The following is a 22,349-nucleotide window of genomic DNA, read 5'->3' on the forward strand; positions in this document are numbered from 1 at the left end:
CTGCATGGCCCTGCCTAAGCCTGTTACCGGCTGGCGGCGATCAGCTTGTCCAGCTCGGCATCCTTGTCCAGCCAGAGCTGATTGACCCACTGCTGGAACTGCAGGCGGTAGGCCTCGTCCTGGTCGTAGTTGCGGCCGAGAAATTCTTCGGGGATCTGCAACTGGTCGAAACGCACCACCACCTGCTCGACCCGCCCGCACAGCAGATCCCAGAAGCCCGGGTTGCCCTGTGGGTAGTGGATGGTGACGTTGACGATGCTGTGCAACTGCTCGCCCATGGCATCGAGCACAAAGGCGATGCCGCCGGCCTTGGGCTTGAGCAGGTGGCGGAAGGGTGACTGCTGCTGGGCATGCTTGGCCGGGGTCAGGCGGGTGCCTTCGAGAAAGTTGAACACCGCCACCGGGTTGCTCTTGTAGCGGGCACAGGCGCGGCGGGTGGTGGCCAGATCCTGACCGCGCTTTTCCGGGTGCTTGGCCAGGTATTCCTTGCTGAAACGCTTCATAAAGGGGAATTCCAGGGCCCACCAGCACAGGCCGATCACCGGCACCCAGATCAGCTCCTGCTTGAGGAAGAACTTGAGCAGCGGCAGACGCCGGTTGAGCTGGTACTGCAGCACCAGGATATCCACCCAGCTCTGGTGGTTGCTGGTCACCAGATAGGAATGCTGCTTGTCGAAGCCCTGCAGGCCCTGCACGTCCCAGCGGGTACTGCCCACCAGGTCCATCCAGAACTTGTTGAAGCCGATCCAGGCCTCGGCGATGCCGTGCATCAGAAAGCGCAGAAAACGCTGGGCCGGGGCAAAGGGCAGCAGCAGCTTGACCAGCGCCAGGATGAACAGCGGCCAGCACCAGAACAGGGTATTGAGCGCCAGCAGCAGGCTGGCAAGGCAGCCGCGAAGCGGCGCGGGCAGAAAGTGCAGCATGGGGGCGCAGGCCTCCTCAAGGGGGCTTCTTCGAGCCCGTGGGTCAGCGTATGGCGAGCGGTGGTAGCCAGCCGCTGCCAAGGTTAACGATTGTGCACTGACCTGCAAGATCCAGCCTTGACCAGCTGGTGTTGCTTTCGCAGGTCTGCGGGGTAGGGCGGACATGCCGAAGGCTTGTCCGCCATCCACGTTATGCCGGCAGATTGGCTGCCTGAATCGCCGTCAGGGCAATGGTGAAGACGATATCGTCGACCAGAGCACCGCGCGAAAGGTCGTTCACCGGCTTGCGCAGGCCCTGCAGCATGGGGCCGACACTGACGCAGTCGGCGCTGCGCTGCACCGCCTTGTAGGTGGTGTTGCCGGTGTTCAGGTCAGGGAAGATAAACACCGTGGCACGGCCGGCCACCGGGCTGTTCGGCGCCTTCTGCCGGCCGACACTGGCAATCGCCGCGGCGTCGTACTGCAACGGGCCGTCGAGCGGCAATTCGGGCTGACGCGCCTTGGCCAGGCGGGTGGCCTCGCGCACCTTTTCCACTTCCTCGCCACTGCCGGACTCGCCGGTAGAGTAGCTGAGCATGGCCACCCGCGGCGGGATGCCGAACGCCTGGGCCGAGGCGGCGCTCTGCAGGGCGATTTCCGCCAGCTCCGCCGCCGTGGGGTCTGGGTTCACCGCGCAATCGCCATAGACCAGCACCTGATCGGGCAGCAGCATAAAGAAGATCGACGACACCAGCTGATAACCAGGGGCAGTCTTGATCAGCTGCAGGGCCGGGCGGATGGTGTTGGCGGTGGTGTTGATGGCCCCGGACACCAGGCCGTCCACCTCGTCCAGGGCCAGCATCATGGTGCCCAGGACCACGGTGTCTTCCAGCTGGGCGGCGGCCATGGGGGCGTTCAGGCCCTTGCCCTTGCGCAGCTCGACCATGGGCTCGATATAGCGTTCGCGGATCAGATCCGGGTCGAGAATCTCCAGGCCTTCGGGCAGCTCGATGCCCTGGGCACGGGCCACGGCCTTGACCTCTTCCGGCTTGGCCAGCAGCACGCAGCGGGCGATGCCACGGGCCTGGCAGATGGCGGCGGCCTGCACGGTGCGCGGTTCGCTGCCTTCGGGCAGGACGATGCGCTTGTTCGCCGCCTTGGCCCGCTGCACCAGCTGGTAGCGGAAGGCCGGCGGCGACATGTTCAGTTCCCGTGGCGCGGCGCAACGGGTGAACAGCCACTCATGGTCGATATGGCTGGCGACAAAGTCGGCGACCTTTTCCGCCCGTTCCTTGTCATCCACCGGAATTTCCTTGTTCAGGCGGTTGAGGTTGGTGGCGGTGTCGTAGGAACCGGTGTTCACCGTCATCACCGGCAGGCCGCTGGCCAGGGCGCCACGGCACAGCTCCATGATCCGTGGGTCGGGGGCAAAATCGCTGCACAGCAGCAGGCCGGCCAGAGGTGTGCCGTTCATCGCGGCCAGGCTGGCGGCGAGGATGATGTCGTCGCGATCGCCCGGAGTCACCACCAGGGTGCCGGGCTTGAGCAGCTGCACGGTGTTGGCCACTGCGCGGGCGCAGAGCACGATCTTGAGCATGCGCCGCTGTTCGAAGTCGCCGGCGTTGAGCACCCGGGCGCCAAGCAGGTCGGCAATGTCGCGGGTGCGCGGGGCATTCAGTTCATCCTGCCAGGGGATGCAGCCAAGCAGGCGGAAATCCTCGGTCTTGAGCAGCGGCGAGAGCTCCTTGAGGCGCTCGGCATAGGCCTCCAGGCCATCCTCGCTGCGCACCTTGTTGAGAATCAGGCCGAGCACCTTGGGGTCTTTCGGGCCACCAAACAGCTGGGCCTGGATTTCGATCCGGTCACTCAACTCGCTCAGGCTTTCCTGCTCCGGCGCCGAGATCAGGACGATCTCGGCGTCCAGGCTCTTGGCCAGGTGGAAGTTGACCCGGGCCGCGTAGCTGGCCTGGCGGGTCGGTACCATGCCCTCGACTATGACCACATCCTTGCCGGCGGCGGCCTGCTGATAGAGGCTGATGATCTCCTCCAGCAACTCGTCCAGCTGACCGTCACCGAGCATGCGCTCGACATGGGCCAGGGCCAGGGGCTTGGGCGAATGGAGGTCATGGGTGCGGGCGATCAGCTCGCTGGATCGCTCCGGTCCCAGGTCACCCTGGTGTGGTTGGGCGATGGGCTTGAAGAAGCCGACCTTGAGCCCGGCCCGCTGCAGGGCGCCGACCAGGCCCAGGCTGATGGAGGTAAGACCGACACCAAAACCGGTGGGGGCGATAAAAAAGGTATGCATGGAGGATCCTTGTGCCGCGCAGGCGCTTTTAGTGATCGAGCAATTCCAGGGTGTCCAGGGCAATCTGCCGCTCTTCATTGGTCGGCACCACCAGTACCCGTGGGTGGCCGGCTGCCTGGATGGGGCCGGCGGCGCCGCGTACCGTCTTGGCATTGGCCTGCGGGTCCAGGGCCAGCCCCAGGAGTTTCAGATGGGCCACGGTCTGGCTGCGGATCAGCGCCGAGTTCTCGCCGATGCCGCCGGTGAAGATGAGTCCGTCCAGCTGATTCAGGGCGCAGGCCATGGCCGCCAGGGACTTGGCCAGGCGGTAGCAGAACACCTCGATGGCCAGGGTGGCACCGGCATGGCCCTGCTCCCGCGCCTGCTCCAGGCTGCGCATATCGTTGGACAGCCCGGACAGGCCGAGCAGGCCGCTCTCCTTGTTGAGCAGGGCATCGATACGCTCCAGGCTCCAGCCCAGGGTGCGGGCCAGATGGCTGTGCAGGTTGGGGTCGACATCGCCGCTGCGGGTGCCCATCACCAGGCCTTCCAGCGGGGTCAGGCCCATGCTGGTGTCGCGGCTGTGGCCATCGACCACGGCGCAGGTGGAGCAGCCATTGCCCAGGTGGGCCACCAGCCAGCTGCTGTGGCCATAGTCCAGGTCGCTGAGTTCGGCGGCGCGCTGGCTGACATAGCGGTGGCTGGTGCCGTGGAAGCCATAGCGGCGTACGCCATGCTCGCGGTATAGCACCTCGGGCAGGGCATAGCGGAAGGCGTATTCGGGCATGCTCTGATGGAAGGCCGTGTCGAACACCGCCACATGGGTCAGCTCCGGGAACAGGCGCATGGCTGCCTCGATGCCCTGCAGGTTGGCCGGGTTGTGCAGCGGTGCCAGGGGCGCGGTGGCGCGAATGGCGGTGAGGGTCAGCTCATCCAGCCGGCAGGCCGTGGTGAAGTGCTCGCCGCCATGCACCACGCGATGGCCGATACCATGCAGCTGCCCGCCCGCGGCGCTCTGTACCAGCGGCAACAGCTGGGCCAGGGCCAGGCGATGGTCGGCCCCGGGGATCATCAGGCTGTCCTTGTCCGCACCGCGTTGCCAGTGCAGTTCGGCTTCCGGGCTGCCCAGGCGTTCGGCCAGGCCACTCAGGACGAACTGCGGCTGGTCCTCATTGACCAGGGCGAATTTGATCGATGAACTGCCGCAGTTGATTACCAGAATATTGCGTGCGGGCATCTACCGCTCCTTATGCTCAAGCTGATTCGTCTGACACCAGCCACAGGTGAAGGCTTGGCCCAGTTGCCGGTGGCGCTGCTCGCTATCCAGCACCCAGGCACGGTTCTGCCAGGGCGGCTGGTGGCGCAGGTGCTGGGTATGGCCGCAGGACAAGTCTGCCACCCAGTGGCCGTCTTCATCCTGATGGAAGTCAAGCACTCTGGCCGCGGCCTGGACTGGCCGTCCGTCCAGCGGCGGTTCGCTTTCGCACGGCCCCTTGGGTAGACTTGTCCGTTCTTTATTTCCCAGCAAAAAGGTCTCCCCCATGCAGATCGCCGCCAATAAGGCCGTATCCATCGACTATACCCTGACTAACGATGCCGGTGAGGTGATCGACAGCTCCGCAGGCGGCGCGCCGCTGGTCTATCTGCACGGTGCCGGCAACATCATCGGCGGCCTGGAAAAGGCCCTGCTGGGCAAGCAGGTCGGTGACGAGCTGGATGTTTCCATCGAGCCGGCCGAAGCCTATGGCGAATACAGCGCCGAACTGGTGGCTACCCTGAATCGCTCCATGTTCGAAGGTGTCGATGAACTGGAAGTTGGCATGCAGTTTCATGCATCCGGCCCGGACGGCGGCATGCAAATTGTGACCATTCGTGAACTGGACGGCGACGACGTGATCGTCGACGGCAACCACCCGCTGGCCGGCCAGCGCCTGAACTTCAAGGTCAAGGTGGTCAATGTGCGTGAGGCCAGCGAAGAAGAAGTGGCCCATGGGCATATCCATGGCGAAGGCGGCCACCATCATTGATGGTGTCGGCCTGGCCTGAAAACGACTTACGGTCGTATCGCAGAAGCCAGCCGCTGCTAAGCTGAACCATAAGAAAGGCGCCTTTGCATAGGCGCCTTTTTTGTCCTCCACGGGTAATTTCAGTGTTCTCAAGGAGTTAGCCATGAGTGCATTTCACGACCTGAATCTGCGTGCGCTGGATGGCCATGATCTACCCCTGGCACCCTTCAAAGGGCAGGTGGTGCTGGTCGTCAATGTTGCCTCCAAGTGTGGACTGACGCCGCAGTATGCGGGGCTTGAGAAGCTCTATCAGCAATACAAAGCCCAAGGCTTTAGCGTGCTCGGCCTGCCGTGCAACCAGTTCGCCGGGCAGGAGCCGGACAGCGAGGAGGCGATTCGCGAGTTCTGCAGCCTCAACTACGGGGTGACCTTTCCACTGGGCAGCAAGCTGGAGGTCAACGGTCCGGATCGTCATCCGCTGTATCGTCTGCTGGCGGGTGAGGGTGCCGAGTTTCCCGGGGATATCACCTGGAATTTCGAGAAATTTCTGGTGGGCCATGACGGCCGCGTGCTGGCGCGCTTCTCGCCGCGCACCGCGCCGGATGATCCGGCCCTGATCCAGGCCATCGAGAAGGCCCTGGGCTGACAGGGCATTTGCGCCAAGACTGCGGCTGCTCTGTGCGGCGCACTTGTTCCCGGGCCGTGCTGCCGGCTTAATCGTGACTCCTCGCCTGGAGTTGCCCATGAGCCTGTTTCCTTCCGAATCCGCGCCGCTGCAGGCCAGCCCTGCGGCCTTGCGCGCACTGATCGAGAGTCGCCGCGCGGTGCGCCGTTTCAAGCCGGAGCCTGTGCCGGATGCGGTGATCCGCGACTGCCTGGAGCTGGCGATGCTTGCGCCCAGTTCCTGCAATCTGCAGTCCTGGAGCTTTCAGGTGATTCGCGACCCAGCCCTGCTGGCGCAGTTGCATCCGGTGTGCATGGGCCAGAATGCGGCCCGGGCGCCGCTGATCATTGCCGTGCTGGCCCGTCCGGACACCTGGCGTCAGGCCTGCCAGCAGATCATCGAGCAGTGGCCGGAGCCCGAGGTGCCGGCGCGCATCCGCCATTTCTACAGCAAGACCGCCCCCTTTCAGTACAACCAGGGCCTGCTGGGCCTGCGCGGTTTGTTCAAACGTCAGTTGGTACGCCTGTTGGCCCTGCGCAAGGCCCTGATGCGCACGCCCAACAGCCATGCCCAGATGCGCGTCTGGGCGGTCAAGTCCACCGCCCTGGCGGCGCAGAACCTGATGCTGGCGTTGCAGAGTCACGGCTACGCCACCTGCCCCATGGAAGGCTTCGATGAGGTGCGTCTGCGCAAGGTGCTGGATATTCCGCGGCGGGCCATTCCCATCATGTTGCTGGCCGTGGGCAGACAGGATGACAAGGGCGTGTATAACCCGCGCTTGCGTTTCCCGCTGGAACAGCAGGTCAGCTGGCTCTAAGCCGGCTGAGCCGCGCCAGGCGTATCAGCCATGGCAGGTGGTGTGCATGGCGCACCCGGTAGGTTATGTCACCGTTACTTGCGCCCCTGTAGCAGCGGGTTTATCCGCGAAGTTCGCGGCTGAAGCCGTTCCTACAAGAGCTGGAGCGGGCCATCAACAGGTATTGGCTGTATAGCCTACCCATAAGGGGGCGGTGCTTAGAGTGCCCCGGCCTTTTTCCAGGCCAGATAACGGCTGACCAGCTGTGGCCCCAGCTCGCTGGGGCGGGCATCCAGTACCGGCATGCCGTGGGCGGCCAGGCGTTCGTGCAGGTCGGCGCGGGCGCCCAGGTAATCCAGGGTGCCGCAGTAGTCCAAAGCCCCCTCGAAGTCCTCCACCGGCTGTTGACGCAACTGGTCGAGCACCTCCTCGCGCAGGCTGGCAACCAGCACGCGGTGCTGGCGGCCGAGACGTTTGACGGCTGCGAGCAAGGCCTGATCATCTTCGTCGCGCAGGTTGCTGACCAGTACCACCAGGGCGCGGCGCTGCTGGCGGGCGAGCAGGCGCTCGGCGGCGGCCGCGAAGTCCGCCGGCTGTTGGCTACTGTCCAGGTCATAGACGGCATTGAGCAGCACCTTGAGCTGATCCTGGCCCTTGACCGGGGCGAGGAAACGCGGCTGTTCACTGGCAAAGGTGGCCAGGCCCACCGCATCGCCCTGGCGCAGGGCCACGTAGCTGAGCAGCAGGCAGGCATTGAGGGCGTGGTCGAAGTGCGACAGCTCGCCGTCCTGGCTGCGCATGCGCCGGCCACAGTCGAGCAGGAAGACGATCTGCTGGTCGCGTTCGTCCTGGTATTCCCGGGCAATGGGCGTGCGCTTGCGCGCGGTGGCTTTCCAGTCGATCTGGCGCAGGGTGTCGCCGTCACGAAATTCGCGCAGCTGATGAAACTCCAGACCCAGGCCACGGCGCGGGCGCTGGCGCACGCCAAGCTGGCTGATCCAGTCGTCCACCGCCATCAGCTGGGCGCCATAAAGGCGAGCAAAGTCGGGGTAGACGCGGGTTTCCCCGGCCACTGGGAGAAAACGTCGGGCGTGCCACAGGCCCATTGGGCTGGGCAGCCGCAGTTCGCCGCCGGGAATATGCAGATGGCCGCGCTTGAGCGGGCGCACCCGATAGTCGATGCGGGTCATCTCCCCCGGATGCAGGTCGATGCGCAGCGGCATCTGCTCGCAGGCCAGCTCGCTCGGCAGATGCTCGAATAGCTGAACCTGCAAGGCCTGGCGGTAGTCATGGTGCAGGCATAGCTGCACCTCGCTCCAGCGGCCCAGGGGCAGGTTGCCCGGCAGCTGGCGTTCCAGACGCGGTGAAGGCTGCTGGCGCAGACGCAGGGCGTCGACCAGGGCCACGCCCAGCAGGCACAGCAGCAGGCCCCAGTAGAGCGGTTTGAGGCTGGCCGGCAGGTTCAGGCCCAGGGCGCTGCAGACGCCGAGCAGCAGGCCCAGGGCCAGCAATGCGGCGAGCAGAGCCAGCAGCAGACGCGCAGGCTTCATCGGGCAAATCCTGAACAGATTGGGCTCATAGGCGCGGTGCCGGAACCTGGTCGAGCAGCTGTTGCAGCACCTGATCGGCGTCCAGCCCCTCGATATCCAGCTCCGGGGCCAGGCGCACGCGATGGCGCAGTACGGCCAGGGCGCAGCCCTTGATATCGTCGGGCAGGACGAAGTCGCCGCCACGCAGCAGGGCGCGGGCGCGGCCACAGCGCACCAGGGCGATCGAGGCGCGGGGGCCGGCGCCCATGGCCAGGCCCGGCCAGCTGCGGGTGGCACGGGCGATGCGCACGGCGTAGTCGAGCACCTGCTCATCAATCGGCAGGTCGCTGGCAATTTTTTGCAGGGCCAACACGTCGCGGGCCTGCAGCAGGGTGCGCAGTGGAGTGACGTCGAGCATGTCGGCGCGGCTGGAGCGTGCCACCTGGCGCACCATCAGCAGCTCCTCGTCCTGCTCCGGGTAATCCATGCGCAGCTTGAGCATAAAGCGATCCAGCTCGGCCTCGGGCAGCGGGTAGGTGCCTTCCTGCTCGATGGGGTTCTGGGTGGCCAACACCATAAAGGGCTGCGGTACGTTGAGGGCGCGGCCTTCCAGGGTCACCTGGCGCTCCTGCATCACTTCCAGCAGGGCGGCCTGGGTCTTGGCCGGGGCGCGGTTGATTTCGTCGGCCAGCAGCAGGTTGGTAAACACCGGGCCCTTGCGCAGCTTGAACTGCTCGCTCTGCATGTCGTACACGGCATGACCGGTGACATCGCTGGGCATCAGGTCCGGGGTGAACTGGATGCGCGCGAATTCACCGCCGAAACAGCGGGCCAGGGCGCGTACCAGCAGGGTCTTGCCCAGGCCGGGCACCCCTTCGACCAGCACATGGCCACCGGCGATCAGGGCGCAGAGCACGTCGTCGATTACCGCGTTCTGCCCGATCAGGGCCTTCTGCAGTTCGCCGCGCAGGGCCTGGGCCAGCTGGCTGGCGCGCTGGCGCTGGGTATTGGCGGCATTAGGTGCGGCTACGGCCGGAGCCTCGCTGGTCGGCGCGGCTTCGGGTGCGGGTGTGGCTTCGCTGGCGAGCGGTGCTTGTGTAGTGCTGTTGGCCGGGCTGTGCGCCGGGCTGTCGCTGGCGTTGTTGTCCGCTTGTTCGGGGATCTGTTCGCTCATAGGGCATTCCTGATGGTTTGCAGGTTGGCGACCTGGCGGGTGAAGTCGGCGCTGCGCAGGCGTTGTCGGGTCGGTGGGCGCATGGCCTGGCTGATAAAGCTGCTGGGCTGGCGGCTCAAACGGCTGAGCACCTGCCATTGTTCGGCCACGCCGAGGCGTTCGAAGCCGGGGTGACGATGGCGGGCGCGGCGCTGGATATCCTGCTGCAGCCTGATCAACAGGCTGGGTTGGCCGGCGTGACGGAGGAGAAAGTCGGCGCTGGCGCGCAGGTGTTCCTGCAGAGAGCGGCGCTGGCGACTGGCCGGCTGCTGCAACGGCCCCTGACGCTGGCCCAGGTGCCACAGGCCGGCTAGCAGAAGCAGGGCCAGTGCCGTCAGGGCTTCGGGGAAATGACGCAGCAGCAGGCTGAGCAGGCTGTCATTATCGGCGCGGTGAACCAGGGTCACGTCGCTGTCCTGGGTCATGTACCAGAGCAGCCAGGCATGGTCGAACTTGCCAATGCGGTTGTTCTGCCAGATCTCGCTGTCGCTGAGCACGCTGATCAGGCCGTCGCCATGGTAGAGCTGCAGCAGGTGGGTGGCTTCGCCGCTGTTGGCCCAGGCGTGAGCGCGGTTGTCGGCATCATAGAGGTGGTAGTCGGTGTCGAAGCGGATATAGGCCGGCGCTTCTTCGTTCTCCAGATAGAGCTGAGTGAGATTGGGGTAGCGCTGCGCCAGGGGGGCGGGCGAATCTGGTTCAGCCTCAGCCTCAGCCTCAGCCTCTTCGTCTTCTTCAAGAAAATCCGCCAGATCCTCGCTGCGGTACTGCTGGATATTCAGCAGATCCAGCAGCAGATCGCCGCTCTTGCCTTCCTCTTCATCCCATAGGCGCTCGGCGACGAACAGCAGATGACCGCCGGCGGCGGTCCATTGCATCAGGCGTTCGGCCTGGCGCGGGGTCATTTGCCGGCGACTGCCGAGCAGCAGCAGGGTCTGGCCCGGGCTGGGCAGTTCGCGCAGCACCTGCAGGCCGTCGCTGCGCTGCACATTCAGGCCCTGCTGGCGTAGAAAGTGTTCGGCAGCCAGGTAGGGGTTGGCCCGGGCTTCGGGGCTGGGGCCATGCTTGAGGGTCTCTTCGTAGGGCTCCAGACGATTGAGCAGGTGCAGGCCGAGGGCGATCAGGGCCAGGGCCAGCAGCACACCGAGCAGGACACGGGTCCGGCGACTCATGGGTGCGCCTCCTGGCCGAACAGCTGACGCCACTGGCTGCACAGCTGATCCTTGAGCGCCGCTGGCGGCAGGCGGTGACCGTAGGCGAGGTTCTGCCAGTGCCGGGTCAGCTCGGCGCTGTAGCGGCTCAGTTCGACGTGCTGCAACGGCTCGATCAGGCTCAGGACTTCGGCCTCGGTGTGGGCGCTTTTCAGGGCCAGGCGGCACTGGTGCAGCAGATGGCTGAGCAGGGCGCGGTAGAGCAGGCCGAGGGCGGCCCGTGGCTGCTCATCCCAGAGTTGCTGCACTGCGCTGGGGATATCGTCCGGCAGACTTTCGGGGCTGACTTCCAGGCCGAACAGCTGGGTGGGCGCGGGCGGTGGTCGGCGCTGGGGCAGTTGCAGGCGGCCGGCGAAGGTGGCCAGCCACTCGCGATAGCGCCATAGCAGCCAGGCGATCAAGCCCAGCAGGGCGGCCCAGAGCAAGGCTTCAAAGATCAGCGCCAGGGTGCTGGCCGACGACCAGCCCTCGGCCAGCTTGAGCAGTTTCTCGATCAGCTCCGTCCAGGCCTGGATATCTTCCTCGCTGGGTTCCTCGGCCTCCTCGGCGAAGCGCCAGCGGGTCACGCTTTCCTTGTGCTCAAAGGGCGGTTGGTCGAGCAGCAGGCTGATCTGCTCCTGCGCCGCCTGGCTGTTCAGGGGCTGGTTGAGCAGACGTTCGGCCTGGGGGCCGAAGGGATCTGGCAGCGGGCAGCTGCTGCCGGTGGCCTCGGCGGCCATGACGCTGTTCGGCAGCTGGGCAAACAACAGGCCCAGGCCCAGCAGCATTGCATAGGCCACCCCGGTGAGGCGTTGGCGCAACTGGCGAAATACCAGCTCGATATCCCAGGCTTCCAGAGCGGTGCGCCGGTTCAGATAGAGGGTAAAGCCGCAGGCGACGTAGATCGGCTCCCAGATGATCAGGATCAGCACATACAGCAGGTTGGACAGGTGTTCCAGCCACAGCCACTTGCCGGATGCGGCATCCACCAGGCTGGCCCAGCTCCAGTCCAGTTCGATCTGCTGCGGCAGCAACAGGTAGAGCAGGGCGGCCAGGCCGATCCACAGCGCCATCTCCAGGTGCACGCCGACCAGGGTCAGCCAGCTGGCACCGCCGGCATCGCGCTGGCCAAGCACGGTCAGCCGCTGGTTGCGCGCCTTGCCGGCCAAGCCTTCGAGCTGCAGCACCGGCAAGTCGAAGCTGCGCGTGGGGCTCAGGCGGCGCCAGGTCAGGCTGGCCAGCAGCTGCGGCTTGAGCAGGCCGGGCAAGGCCTTGAATGCCTGTTTGAGACTGGGGGTGGCGCCGAACAGGGCATGGGAGAGGATATACAGCGGCAGCCTTTCGTAGAGTGGCTTGAGCCACCAGAACAGCAGGATCGCCCAGCCCGGGTACTGCCACAGCAGCAGGCACAGCAGGCCGAACAGCGGCAGGGTCAGCAGCGCCCAGCTGGCCATCAGCAGGCCGGCGTGGCGGCGCGCCAGCAGTACACCCAGGTCCATCGCCTCCCAGGCGCTGCGCGGGCGAATCGCCACGCTGGCATCAGTCAGGCGCATGGGCACCTCGTCCGGCCAGCAGCAGGTAGGCCAGCACCAGCAGCCACAAGGCCGCGCCCACCAGGTATTTGACCTGGGGGCCGACCAGGGTCATGGACGACCAGTAGGCTTCGACAAAGGCCGCCAGCAGAAGGAACACCACCACCCCGCCGATCAGGCGCACTGCTTTTGCGGCCGCCAGGCGCAGGGCTTCGCCGCGGCGCAGGCGGCCAGGCACCAGCAGCGCCCAGCCCAGCTTGAGGCCAGCGGCACCGGCCAGGGCGATGGCCGTCAGTTCGAAGGAGCCATGGCCGATGACGAACGACCAGAACGGCTCGCCATGGCCGATGCGGGTCAGGTGGCCGGCCACCGCACCAATGGTCAGGCCGTTGAACAGCAGGAAGAACAGGCTGCCCAGGCCCAGCAGCAGGCCGCTGGCAAAGGTCTGAAAGGCGATACCGATATTGTTCATGATGTAGAAACCGAACATCAGCCAGTCGTCCCCCGAGTCGCGTTCGCCGAAACGGCCCAGGCGACGGGCATCGGGATCGTACATCTGCTCCATCTGCGCCACCTGGTCGCTGGCCATGATGCTGTAGATCAGCTCCGGATTGAGGTAGACCAGCAGGCCCGTGCCCAGCAGGCTGCCAAAGAACAACAGCATGCCGGCCAGGACAAAACGCCACTCGGCGCGCACCAGACGCGGAAAACCGGCCAGGACAAAGCCCAGCAACTGGCCGCCGATAGGGCTGCGATGGCGATAGAACTGCTGATGCCCGGCCATGGCCAGTTGTTGCAGCTGCTCGATCAGGTGGCTGCTGTAGCCACGGCTCTCGGCCAGCGCCAGCTGCTGGCACAGGCGCCGGTAGTCGGCAGCAAAACTGCGGGCCTGCTCGGCACTGGCCTTGCCGCTGTGCAGGGCCGCGAGCTGGGCGGAGAAGGCCTGCCATTGCGCCTGATGCTGTTGTTCGAACTGGCTCTGCTTCATGTGGGCCCCAACAAGCCGCGGGCAATGCCGTTGATCCGCTGCTCGGCCTCGGCCGCCGGCACCTGCAGAGGTTCGGCCAGGATGGCCGCCAGTTCCTGGCGCCGCGGCGCGGACAGTTGTCCTGCCCGCTCGGCAAAACCGAGCAGGGCGCGCTGTTCGTTCAGGCTCATGGCGAAGGGGGCGCGTAGTGGCGCGGCATCGGCCAGTTGCGGCGCGGCGGGGGGCTGGTCGCGGTAGACCACCAGGGTGCCGGCGGCGATATCGCCCAGGCGCTTGAAGCTGGAATGGCACAGGCAGCTGAGGATGCCCAGGGCATAGGCAAACGGCAGGATATCGACAAAGCGCAGCAGGTTACGGGTCAGCGAAGCGGCCCAACCGATCGGCGTACCGTCATCGTGGATCACCCGCAGCCCCATCATCTGCTTGCCCGGGGAGCGGCCCTGGTTAAGCACCTCGAACAGCACCATATACCACCAGGTCAGCAGAAACGTGAGAATGCTCGCCAGGCCCATGCCGAATTGACCGAGCAGGGCCAGCAACAGATAGCCCAGGCCCAGCAGCAAGCCGCGTATGGCCAGGTCGATGGCAAAGGCCAGCGCCCTGGGAATCAGGCCGGCCGGGCGCAGCTGTAGATCGATACCTTCAGGTGTCTCCACCTGATAGCGGGTATCCAGGGGCGGGCAGGCATGGCGGGGAGGGCTGGAGAACATCGGCGCACTGCATCGAGGAAAGCCCGATGCTAGCCAGCATCAGGCGGGGAAGCAACCGGGGCACCGAGTGCCCCGTAGCGGAGTATTACTGCGGTGCGGGCAATACACCGAAGATGGTGCGATAGAGTACGCCGATGGCAATGACGAACAGCGGCAGGGTCCAGACCAGGCCGATGCCCAGGGGGATCATGCTCAGCACGCCGATCAGGGCCAGCAGCAGGAACAGGCCGAACACCTTGAACCAGTGCTGGGTAATGGCCTTGCGCGAGGCCTCCATGGCCTCCCATGGGGACAGCCCGCGCTCCACCACCAGGGGAATGGCCAGCATATAGGCGATGGCCAGGTACAGACCGGGGATGACCAGCAGCAGGAAGCCGATATAGACCAGCAGGGTGCTGAGCAGCGCCGTGATCAGGATCGGCACGGTGCGACCAAAGTGGGCGAACACCTCATTGAAACTGATGGGCTGGTCGGCGGCGCGGCGGATGCCGATCATGTTCAGCCCGGCCATAAAGGGGTAGGCCAGGGCCGATGCGACCATGCCGACCACCAGTTCGGTGATCACGCTGAGTATTGAGTCGCCGCCGGCCAGGCCGAGCAAACCGAAAACGCCACCCAAGGCAAAGGAGGCGGCCATCATCACCACGTAGAACACCAGAAAGCCGCCGATGACGATGCCCTTGGTGCCCTTGACCCGCTGCCAGGACTCATTGAGCAAGTCGCCGATGCGGAAATCGTAACCACGACTCAGGGCCTCCTCGATGCTGGGAGCCTGGCTGTGATCGTGATCGATCTGCAGGGTACTGGTCGGGGCAGCGTAGGGGTTGGTGCTGGCGTCACTCATGGCGGCATCCTTGTTCGAGAGTGGGAACGGGCTATCACTCTAGTGCCAGCTGCCGCAGGCGACAAGCTGCGCCGTGCAGAGCGTGCGCTGGCGCATATTCTGCCTGAGCGCTTAGACTGCCCGGGGCCCAATCACAGGATGAAGAAGTGACCTCCAGCCTATTCTGGTATGACTACGAAACCACCGGCATTGACCCGCGTCGCGATCGCCCGTTGCAGGTGGCCGGTATTCGTACCGACGAGCAGCTCAACGAAATCGGCGAACCACTGAATATCTATTGCCGTCCCAGCGATGACATCCTGCCCCATCCGGCGGCCTGTCTGGTTACCGGGATCACCCCGCAGATACTGGCCGAAAAAGGTCTGGATGAGGCCGAATTCATGGCCCGGGTGCATGCCCAGCTGGCGCTGCCGGGGACCTGCACGGTGGGCTACAACAGCCTGCGTTTCGATGACGAGGTGACGCGCTACAGCCTGTATCGCAACTTCTTCGATCCCTATGCCCGGGAGTGGCAGGGCGGCAACAGTCGCTGGGATCTGATTGATCTGCTTCGCACCGCCTATGCCCTGCGTCCGGAGGGCATCAACTGGCCCGAGGAAGATGGCCGCGTCAGTCTCAAGCTGGAGCGCCTGACCCAGGCCAATGACATCGAGCATGGCCAGGCCCACGACGCCCTCTCCGACGTGCGCGCCACCATCGCCCTGGCGCGGCTGCTGCGCAGCAAACAGCCGAAACTCTATGACTACCTCTATCAGCTGCGCAGTAAGCAACGGGTATTGGATCAGGTTCGTTTATTACAGCCGCTGGTACATATATCCGGGCGTTTTGCCGGCGTGCGGCATTATCTGGGTGTGGTGCTGCCCCTGGCCTGGCATCCGCGTAATCGCAATGCCCTGATTGTCTGCGATCTGCACAGCGATATAACGTCTCTGCTTGAGGAAGATGCCGCGACCTTGCAGCGACGTTTATACACGCGCCGCGAGCAATTGACCCAGGGCGAACTGCCTGTGCCGCTGAAATTGCTGCATATCAATCGCTGTCCGGTAGTGGCGCCGTTGAGTGTATTGCGCGAGGCCGATAATCAGCGGCTGAACTTGGATATGCCGCTGTATCAATCTCGCGCCAATCAGTTGCGTCTGGCGCAAAATCAGTGGCAGGACAAACTGCAGCAGCTGTACGCCGAGGAAAGTTTTGCGCCCGGTGTCGATCCTGAGCAGCAGTTGTATGACGGATTTATTGGCGATCGTGATCGCCGTCTGTGCGAACAAGTGCGGCGTGCCGAGATAACGGAGCTGGCCCAAGGCAGTTGGCCATTCGATGATCAGCGTTTGCCGGAACTGTTGTTCCGTTATCGGGCGCGTAATTATCCTCAGTCGTTAAATGCTGAAGAGCAGCTGCGCTGGCAATTGTTCTGCAAGCAGCGCCTGACTGAGTCCGAGTGGGGCGCCCCGCTGACCCTGGCACAGTTTGACCAGTCCATGGCTGACGTGTTGCCCGGGTTGGCGCCGACGCAACAGACCCTGCTGCAGGCCTGGCGCGAGCATGCGGGGCAATTGCGTCTGCGTTATGGGCTTTGATATCCGCGGCGCAACTAGAGTGGGCCATGGGCTGTTGTGATGGCCTGCCTATGTGGGGCGCAGCGCCAGCCCATCTGATTGCTGTGCAATGGCCATAAAAAACGCCAGCATGGCTGGCGTTTTTTTATTCAGGCTTGGCGCAGGCGGATAATTAGCCCAGCAGGGTTGCCCAACCTTCTACCACGTCGCCGCCCCACTTGGCTTTCCACTCTTTCAGGGTCTTGTGATTGCCGCCCTTGGTTTCAATCACTTCGCCGGTATTGGGGTTCTTGTACTGCTTAACTTTGCGAGCACGCTTGCTGCCGGCCGGTTTGGCGGCGGCGCGAGTGGCTTTGGCATTCTTGGCGTCCGGGTCAATCATGGCAATGATATCGCGCAGGGACTTCTGATATTCCGCCATCAGGGCGCGCAGTTTGCCTTCGAATTCCAGTTCTTTCTTCAGCTTGTCATCCTGCGAGAGATTTTTCAGGCGCTCTTGCAGTTCCTTGATGGCTTCTTCGGTGGCGCGGTATTCGTTGATCAGCGACATGGTGTTTACCTTGAATCAAGCGTGAATGTACGGATTAAGTGAGCTGATAATAGTCAGGCACTAATACTAAGTAAACCTGCGATGAGAAGTTTTTGCCCGGAAGTATGTATAAGGTTGTCGGTCGATAAATATGTAAAGGCTGCACAGACACGCCAATGTTTAATTACATGGCCCGGATGCATATCTGGCCCATACCCGGGGAGTGCCCTAGACAGCTGCTGAAGTTTTCCCCCGCTATGGCTAGAATGCCCAGCTTTATATGAGCGTCGGGGTTTTGCATGCGTACGTTTCGACTGGTTATTGCCTGCCCGGATCGGGTCGGTATCGTGGCCAAGGTCAGTAACTTTCTGGCCACCTACAACGGCTGGATTACCGAGGCGAGTCACCACTCGGATAATCAGAGTGGCTGGTTCTTTATGCGCCATGAAATCCGTGCCGACTCCCTGCCGTTTGATCTGGAAGGTTTTCGCCAAGCCTTCGCGCCCATCGCCCGGGAGTTTTCCATGGAGTGGCGGGTCACCGATTCTGCGGTGAAAAAACGCGTGGTGCTGATGGCCAGTCGCGAGTCCCACTGCCTGGCCGACTTGCTGCACCGCTGGCACAGCGACGAACTGGATTGCGACATTCCCTGCGTCATCTCCAACCATGACGACCTGCGCAGCATGGTCGAGTGGCACGGCATCCCCTATTTCCATGTGCCGGTAAACCCTCAGGACAAACAGGCTGCCTTCGATGAAGTGGCGCGCCTGGTACGTGAACATCGGGCCGATGCCATAGTGCTGGCGCGATATATGCAGATTCTCCCGGCACCACTCTGTGAGGAATATGCCCAGCGGGTGATCAATATCCATCACAGCTTCCTGCCGTCCTTCGTCGGCGCCAAGCCTTATCACCAGGCCTCCCTGCGCGGGGTCAAACTGATAGGCGCAACCTCGCACTATGTGACCCAGGAGCTGGATGCGGGGCCGATCATCGAACAGGATGTAGTGCGTGTCAGTCACCGCGACAGTGTCGAGGAAATGGTGCGCCTGGGCAAAGACGTGGAAAAGATGGTGTTGTCCCGTGGATTACGCTATCACTTAGAAGACAGGGTACTGGTGCACGATAACAAGACGGTGGTGTTCGACTGATCTGCTTGCGTGCATCGATCTGGTGCAAGACTTAAGGAGTCTGCTGATGCTCAAGTCGATCAAAGTGCGTGCTTACATGACCCGCAATCTGGTGACCTTCAAGCCGGAAATGAATCTGTTCACCGCCATCAACCGCTTGCTGGAACATCGCATTTCCGGTGCGCCGGTGGTCGATGCCCAGGGTCATCTGGTCGGGCTGCTGTCGGAGGGCGACTGCCTGCGCGGGATTCTTTCCGGAGCCTACTACGAGTCCGCCGGGGGCGATGTCAGTGCCTATATGACCACCGAGGTGGAAGTGATTTCGCCTGAGGCCGATATCATCGAGGTGTCCGAGAAGTTCCTGCGTGGCCGCCGTCGCCGTCTGCCGGTGGTGGAGGATGGTCGTCTGGTCGGGCAGATCAGTCGCAGCGATGTGCTGCGTGCGGTCAAGGAGTTTGCCCAGCATGATGAAGGCCAGCTGGTACTGAGTTGAGCGCTGACTGCCATGAGTGACCCACTGGCGCGTGGTGCAGCCAAGCCGACGCCCACGCTCGGAGAGGGCTGCACCCGCCGCTTCGACCCCGAGGCCATGGGGCCTGAGCATGGCACTGAGTTTGCCGATGCGGCGGCCCTGTGGAAACGTTTGCAGGCTGAGCAAGACGCAGCGATCGAAGCTGCATCGCCACCCATCGATAAAACCGAAGGTCAATAAGCAAAAGGGGCGCCGCGGCGCCCCTTTTGCTTGATCCGCGTTTAGATGCGGAAGCTGTCTACCAGCTGCTTGAGGCGCATGGCCTGGGCCTCCAGGTCGGCGCAGGCGCGCAGGGTGGCGTTGAGGTTTTCCACACCTTCCTGGTTGAGGGTGTTGATCTCGGTGATATCCATGTTCAACGCCTCGATCACCGAGGTCTGCTCTTCGGTGGCAGTGGCCACCGACTGGTTCATGCCGTCGATTTCGCCGATGCGCTGAGTCACACTGCTGAGCCGTTCGCCAGCCTGGTTGGCGATCACCACACTGTCTTCGCTGTAACGCTGGCTTTCGGTCATGGTGCTGACCGCTTCATTGGAGCCGACCTGCAGCTCTTCGATCATCTTCTCGATTTCCTGAGCCGACTCCTGGGTGCGGTGAGCCAGGTTGCGCACCTCGTCGGCGACCACGGCGAAACCCCGGCCGGCTTCACCGGCGCGGGCGGCTTCGATGGCCGCGTTGAGGGCCAGCAGGTTGGTCTGCTGGGAAATGCTCTTGATCACCTCAAGGATCTGCCCGATGTTCACCGTCTTGCTGTTCAGTACCTCGATATTGCTGCACGAGGCGCTGATCTTGCTGGACAGCTCGTTCATCGCGGCAATGGTCTTTTCCACCACCTGGCGGCCATCCTCGGCCTGCCCGCGGGCATCGGAAGCCTGGGTCGAGGCGTCGGCGGCGTTGCGGGCGATCTCCTGGGCGGCGGCGCCCAGCTGATTGATGGCGGCGGCCACGCTGTTGGTGCGGCTGGCCTGTTCGTCGGAGTTGAGCATGGAGGAGTTGGAGGCCCCCAGAACCAGCTTGGCCACTTCGTTGACCTGGCTGGTGGCTGAAGACACTTCGCGGATCGAGCCATGGATACGCTCGACGAAGCGGTTGAAGGCACTGGCCAGCTGGCCGAATTCGTCGTTGGACTGGATGGTCAGGCGCTTGGTCAGGTCCCCTTCACCCTGGGCAATATCTTCCATGGCCTTGCCCATCACCCGCAGCGGCTTCATCAGCACGGCGATCAGCATGCTCAGCAGCAGGACGATCAGTACCACCGCGATGATGATGGCGACCAGGGCCGAGGCACGGAAGTCGCTGAGCATTTTGTATGCCTTGGCCTTGTCCACCGACAGGCCCACATGCCAGTTGACCGAGGGCAGGCCTTCGACTGGAGCAAAGGTGAAAATGCGTGTGTCGCCGGCGACGTCGACTTCACTGAACTCACTGCCGATACGCGGCGTGTTCTGCGGAAAGGCTTCGGCGAGGCTCTTCATCACCAGTTCGCGATCCGGGTGCACCAGGATCTTGCCGTCGGCGCTAACCAGAAAGGCATAGCCGATGCCGCCGAAATCCAGGGAGTTGATGATCTCTACCAGGGTGTTGAGGCTCAGGTCGCCACCTACCACACCGGCGCTGCCGGCTGGGGTGGCAATGGTGATGATCAGGTTACCGGTGGCCGCATCGACATAGGGCTCGGTCAGGGTCGTGCCGCCGGCGGCCACGGCATCCTTGTACCAGGGGCGTGTACGCGGGTCGTAGCCTTCCGGCATGTCGTCCGCCGGACGCATGGTGAAGCTGCCGTCGCTGCTGCCCAGGTAGCTGTAATCGAAAGTCGAGAGCAGGGCCTTCTGTTCCAGCAGCCCCACCACCTGATCGCTTTCCGGGTTGCGGGTGATGGATTGGGTCGCGCTTTCCACCAGCAGGATGCGCCCCGACAGCCAGTTCTGGATGTTGCTGGCGGTGACATCGCCCATTTCGTGCAGATAGCTTTCCAGATCGGCGCGAATGGCATTGCGCTGCAGGTAATCGTTGTACAGGGTGAACAGGGCAAAGGCGGCGACCACCACCGCAGAAGCGGCGAGGAGGATCTTGTGGCTGAACTTCAGATTATTGAGCATGGCTTCTTGCGTCCGGTAAGGTCTGACCCCAGTCTTGTGCCAGGGTTGGCAGGCATGGCGCTCGGTGTGTCGAGCTTGATGAGTATGTCGGCATAATTGCAGTAAAGCTTTAACCAGAGGGAAGGCAAGATGCTAGCAACGCAGCAGTTCATTCTTGGGGCCGATCCCCAGGGTTCAGCCGTGGCCCAGGCCCTGCGTCTGGGCAATCGCCATGGCCTGATCGCGGGGGCGACCGGCACTGGCAAGACGGTGACCCTGCAGCGCCTGATCGAGAGCTTCAGCGATGCCGGCGTGGCGGTATTCGCCGCCGACGTCAAGGGTGATCTGTGCGGCCTCGGTGCGGTCGGCACGCCCCAGGGCAAGGTGGCCGAGCGTATTGCCAGCATGCCCTGGCTGGCGCACCAGCCCCAGGCCTATCCACTGACGCTGTGGGATATCCATGGGCAGAGCGGCCATCCGCTGCGCACCACCCTGAGCGAGATGGGGCCGCTGTTGCTGGGGGCGCTAATGGAATTGACCGACAGCCAGCAGGCGGCGCTCTATGCCGCATTCAAGGTGGCGGATCGTGAAGGCCTGTTGCTGCTCGATGTGAAGGATCTGAAAGCCCTGCTGGCCCACCTCAAGAGTCATCCCGAGGTGCTTGGCCAGGACAGCGCGCTGTTTACCAGCCAGTCGTCCCAGGCCTTGCTGCGCAAGCTGGCGGTGCTGGAGCAGCAAGGCATCGAGGCTTTCTTCGGCGAGCCGGCCTTGCAGCTGGAGGACTTGCTGCACCCGGCCGCCGACGGTCGTGGGCGTATCCATCTGCTCGACGCCACCCGCCTGGTGCATGAGGCGCCCAAGGTCTATGCCACCTTCCTGCTCTGGCTGCTGGCCGAGCTGTTCGAGCAGTTGCCCGAGCGCGGCGATGCCGACAAGCCGATCCTGGCGCTGTTCTTCGATGAGGCGCATTTGCTCTTCAATGACACGCCCAAGGCTCTGCAGGAACGACTGGAACAGGTCGTAAGGCTGATCCGCTCGAAAGGCGTGGGGGTGTATTTCGTCACCCAGTCGCCCAGTGACCTGCCGGATGCGGTGCTGGCCCAGTTGGGGTTGCGTATCCAGCACGGCCTGCGCGCCTTTACCGCGCGCGAGCAGAAGGCCCTGCGCGCGGTCGCCGATGGCTTTCGGCCCAATCCGGCCATCGACAGCCTGGCCACCCTGACCGAGCTGGGCATTGGCGAGGCGCTGGTCGGAACCCTGGAGGACAAGGGCACGCCGGCCATGGTGCAGCGCGTGGCCATTGCCCCGCCGCAGTCGCGCATCGGCCCGCTGAGTGAGGCCGAGCGTGTCGCCTTGATTCAACAATCGCCACTGCGCGGTCGCTATGACAAGGCCATCGATCGCGAATCAGCCTATGAGCTGCTCAATGCCCGGGCGGCACAGGCCGTTACCCAGCAGCAGGCACAACAACCGCCAAGCAAGGGGGCAGGGGGCATGGCCAGCGCCGCAGGCGATATGCTTGGCGGCCTGGCTGGGCAGGTCATCAAGAGTGCCGTGCGCCAGGCTGCCAATCAGTTGGGGCGGCAGCTGGTGCGCGGCTTGCTCGGCTCGTTGCTGGGTGGCAAGGGGCGCTAATCCTGCGCCAGGCTGAGGTCAGTCCAGGCTGACCTTGCTCCCCAGGTCTTTGGCGATGCGCTCAAGTTCCTGGCTAAAGGCCTGGTCCAGCAGGTTGGCTTTCTTGCGCCATGGCTTGCGCTCGGGGTCCGGTTGAGCGGCGTAGGTGATCACTTCCCCGCCGTATACATCCTTGTAACGTTGCGCCTGGCGCTCGAGTTCGGCGCGCAGTTCATCTTTCGTCACAGAGTTACC

At 63.8% G+C, this 22,349-nt stretch carries 22 protein-coding genes and 1 pseudogene; 8 read left to right on the plus strand and 15 right to left on the minus strand.

Annotated features, from left to right (window positions below; genetic code table 11):
• Positions 1-23: 23 nt before the first annotated feature.
• The 4 genes from GJV18_RS06495 to GJV18_RS06510 form a co-directional block, all read right to left on the minus strand.
• Complete coding sequence (locus GJV18_RS06495) at positions 24-923, minus strand: acyltransferase (protein WP_160343886.1); 900 nt, start codon at positions 921-923, stop codon at positions 24-26.
• A 190-nt stretch (positions 924-1,113) separates the two neighbouring features.
• On the minus strand, positions 1,114-3,207 hold the full coding sequence (gene pta / locus GJV18_RS06500; RefSeq protein WP_160343887.1) for a phosphate acetyltransferase: 2,094 nt from the start codon (positions 3,205-3,207) through the stop codon (positions 1,114-1,116).
• Positions 3,208-3,235: 28 nt separating this feature from the next.
• Positions 3,236-4,423, minus strand: a complete 1,188-nt coding sequence (locus tag GJV18_RS06505; protein WP_160343888.1) for an acetate kinase — start codon at positions 4,421-4,423, stop codon at positions 3,236-3,238.
• Complete coding sequence (locus tag GJV18_RS06510; protein ID WP_160343889.1) at positions 4,424-4,759, minus strand: DUF3565 domain-containing protein; 336 nt, start codon at positions 4,757-4,759, stop codon at positions 4,424-4,426.
• Between GJV18_RS06510 and GJV18_RS06515 the strand changes: the two genes are divergently transcribed.
• The 3 genes from GJV18_RS06515 (at position 4,728) to GJV18_RS06525 (ending at position 6,673) form a co-directional block, all read left to right on the plus strand.
• A complete protein-coding gene (locus tag GJV18_RS06515; RefSeq protein ID WP_160343890.1) occupies positions 4,728-5,213 on the plus strand; it encodes an FKBP-type peptidyl-prolyl cis-trans isomerase in 486 nt (161 codons plus the stop codon). The genes GJV18_RS06510 and GJV18_RS06515 overlap by 32 nt on opposite strands.
• Positions 5,214-5,355: 142 nt before the next feature.
• Positions 5,356-5,838, plus strand: a complete 483-nt coding sequence (locus GJV18_RS06520; protein WP_160343891.1) for a glutathione peroxidase — start codon at positions 5,356-5,358, stop codon at positions 5,836-5,838.
• Positions 5,839-5,935: 97 nt separating this feature from the next.
• Complete coding sequence (locus GJV18_RS06525) at positions 5,936-6,673, plus strand: nitroreductase family protein (protein WP_160343892.1); 738 nt, start codon at positions 5,936-5,938, stop codon at positions 6,671-6,673.
• A gap of 197 nt (positions 6,674-6,870) precedes the next feature.
• Here GJV18_RS06525 and GJV18_RS06530 read toward each other — a convergent pair whose 3' ends face one another.
• The 7 genes from GJV18_RS06530 to GJV18_RS06560 form a co-directional block, all read right to left on the minus strand.
• On the minus strand, positions 6,871-8,202 hold the full coding sequence (locus GJV18_RS06530) for a DUF58 domain-containing protein (protein WP_160343893.1): 1,332 nt from the start codon (positions 8,200-8,202) through the stop codon (positions 6,871-6,873).
• A 25-nt stretch (positions 8,203-8,227) separates the two neighbouring features.
• Positions 8,228-9,355, minus strand: coding sequence for an AAA family ATPase (locus tag GJV18_RS06535; protein WP_160343894.1), 1,128 nt, complete (start codon positions 9,353-9,355; stop codon positions 8,228-8,230).
• Positions 9,352-10,563 (minus strand): DUF4350 domain-containing protein, encoded by a 1,212-nt coding sequence (locus GJV18_RS06540; RefSeq protein ID WP_160343895.1) that lies wholly within the window; start codon positions 10,561-10,563, stop codon positions 9,352-9,354. Before GJV18_RS06540 ends, GJV18_RS06535 begins: the two co-directional genes overlap by 4 nt.
• On the minus strand, positions 10,560-12,134 hold the full coding sequence (locus GJV18_RS06545; protein ID WP_160343896.1) for a DUF4129 domain-containing protein: 1,575 nt from the start codon (positions 12,132-12,134) through the stop codon (positions 10,560-10,562). Before GJV18_RS06545 ends, GJV18_RS06540 begins: the two co-directional genes overlap by 4 nt.
• Positions 12,121-13,101, minus strand: coding sequence for a stage II sporulation protein M (locus tag GJV18_RS06550; RefSeq protein ID WP_160343897.1), 981 nt, complete (start codon positions 13,099-13,101; stop codon positions 12,121-12,123). The genes GJV18_RS06545 and GJV18_RS06550 overlap by 14 nt, the downstream gene beginning before the upstream one ends.
• Entirely contained in the window at positions 13,098-13,811 is a 714-nt protein-coding gene (locus GJV18_RS06555; protein ID WP_160343898.1) for an RDD family protein, read from the minus strand. The genes GJV18_RS06550 and GJV18_RS06555 overlap by 4 nt, the downstream gene beginning before the upstream one ends.
• A gap of 85 nt (positions 13,812-13,896) precedes the next feature.
• Positions 13,897-14,655, minus strand: a complete 759-nt coding sequence (locus tag GJV18_RS06560; protein WP_160343899.1) for a DUF975 family protein — start codon at positions 14,653-14,655, stop codon at positions 13,897-13,899.
• Positions 14,656-14,801: 146 nt separating this feature from the next.
• Between GJV18_RS06560 and sbcB the strand changes: the two genes are divergently transcribed.
• On the plus strand, positions 14,802-16,232 hold the full coding sequence (gene sbcB, locus GJV18_RS06565) for an exodeoxyribonuclease I (RefSeq protein ID WP_160343900.1): 1,431 nt from the start codon (positions 14,802-14,804) through the stop codon (positions 16,230-16,232).
• A 151-nt stretch (positions 16,233-16,383) separates the two neighbouring features.
• Here the strand turns inward: sbcB and mvaT are convergent, their stop codons facing one another.
• Positions 16,384-16,761 carry a histone-like nucleoid-structuring protein MvaT gene (gene mvaT / locus GJV18_RS06570; protein ID WP_160343901.1) on the minus strand — a complete coding sequence of 126 codons (378 nt, stop codon included), beginning with the start codon at positions 16,759-16,761 and terminating at the stop codon, positions 16,384-16,386.
• Between the two features lie 278 nt (positions 16,762-17,039).
• Here mvaT and purU point away from each other — a divergent pair, with 278 nt between their 5' ends.
• From purU to GJV18_RS06585, 3 genes are read left to right on the plus strand one after another with little or no spacing between them, the layout of a single operon-like run.
• Positions 17,040-17,891 (plus strand): formyltetrahydrofolate deformylase, encoded by an 852-nt coding sequence (purU, locus tag GJV18_RS06575; RefSeq protein WP_160343902.1) that lies wholly within the window; start codon positions 17,040-17,042, stop codon positions 17,889-17,891.
• A gap of 46 nt (positions 17,892-17,937) precedes the next feature.
• Complete coding sequence (locus tag GJV18_RS06580; protein ID WP_160343903.1) at positions 17,938-18,363, plus strand: CBS domain-containing protein; 426 nt, start codon at positions 17,938-17,940, stop codon at positions 18,361-18,363.
• 12 nt (positions 18,364-18,375) lie between these two features.
• Positions 18,376-18,582, plus strand: coding sequence for a hypothetical protein (locus GJV18_RS06585; protein ID WP_160343904.1), 207 nt, complete (start codon positions 18,376-18,378; stop codon positions 18,580-18,582).
• A 41-nt stretch (positions 18,583-18,623) separates the two neighbouring features.
• On the opposite strand, the gene GJV18_RS18850 is transcribed toward GJV18_RS06585, so the two are convergent.
• Together GJV18_RS18850 and GJV18_RS18855 are read right to left on the minus strand one after the other, a co-directional pair.
• Positions 18,624-19,388, minus strand: coding sequence for a methyl-accepting chemotaxis protein (locus tag GJV18_RS18850; protein ID WP_407692352.1), 765 nt, complete (start codon positions 19,386-19,388; stop codon positions 18,624-18,626).
• Positions 19,389-19,481: 93 nt separating this feature from the next.
• Positions 19,482-20,501, minus strand: a pseudogene (locus GJV18_RS18855) (HAMP domain-containing protein); the annotation flags it as partial.
• Positions 20,502-20,630: 129 nt separating this feature from the next.
• On the opposite strand from GJV18_RS18855, the gene GJV18_RS06595 reads away from it, so the two are divergent.
• Complete coding sequence (locus GJV18_RS06595; protein WP_160343906.1) at positions 20,631-22,115, plus strand: helicase HerA-like domain-containing protein; 1,485 nt, start codon at positions 20,631-20,633, stop codon at positions 22,113-22,115.
• An 18-nt stretch (positions 22,116-22,133) separates the two neighbouring features.
• On the opposite strand, the gene GJV18_RS06600 is transcribed toward GJV18_RS06595, so the two are convergent.
• Positions 22,134-22,340 carry a hypothetical protein gene (locus GJV18_RS06600; RefSeq protein ID WP_160343907.1) on the minus strand — a complete coding sequence of 69 codons (207 nt, stop codon included), beginning with the start codon at positions 22,338-22,340 and terminating at the stop codon, positions 22,134-22,136.
• Between the last annotated feature and the right edge of the window lie 9 nt (positions 22,341-22,349).

Origin of the sequence: Pseudomonas xionganensis (assembly GCF_009763245.1) — a bacterium.
In the GTDB taxonomy this organism is placed as follows: domain Bacteria; phylum Pseudomonadota; class Gammaproteobacteria; order Pseudomonadales; family Pseudomonadaceae; genus Aquipseudomonas; species Aquipseudomonas xionganensis.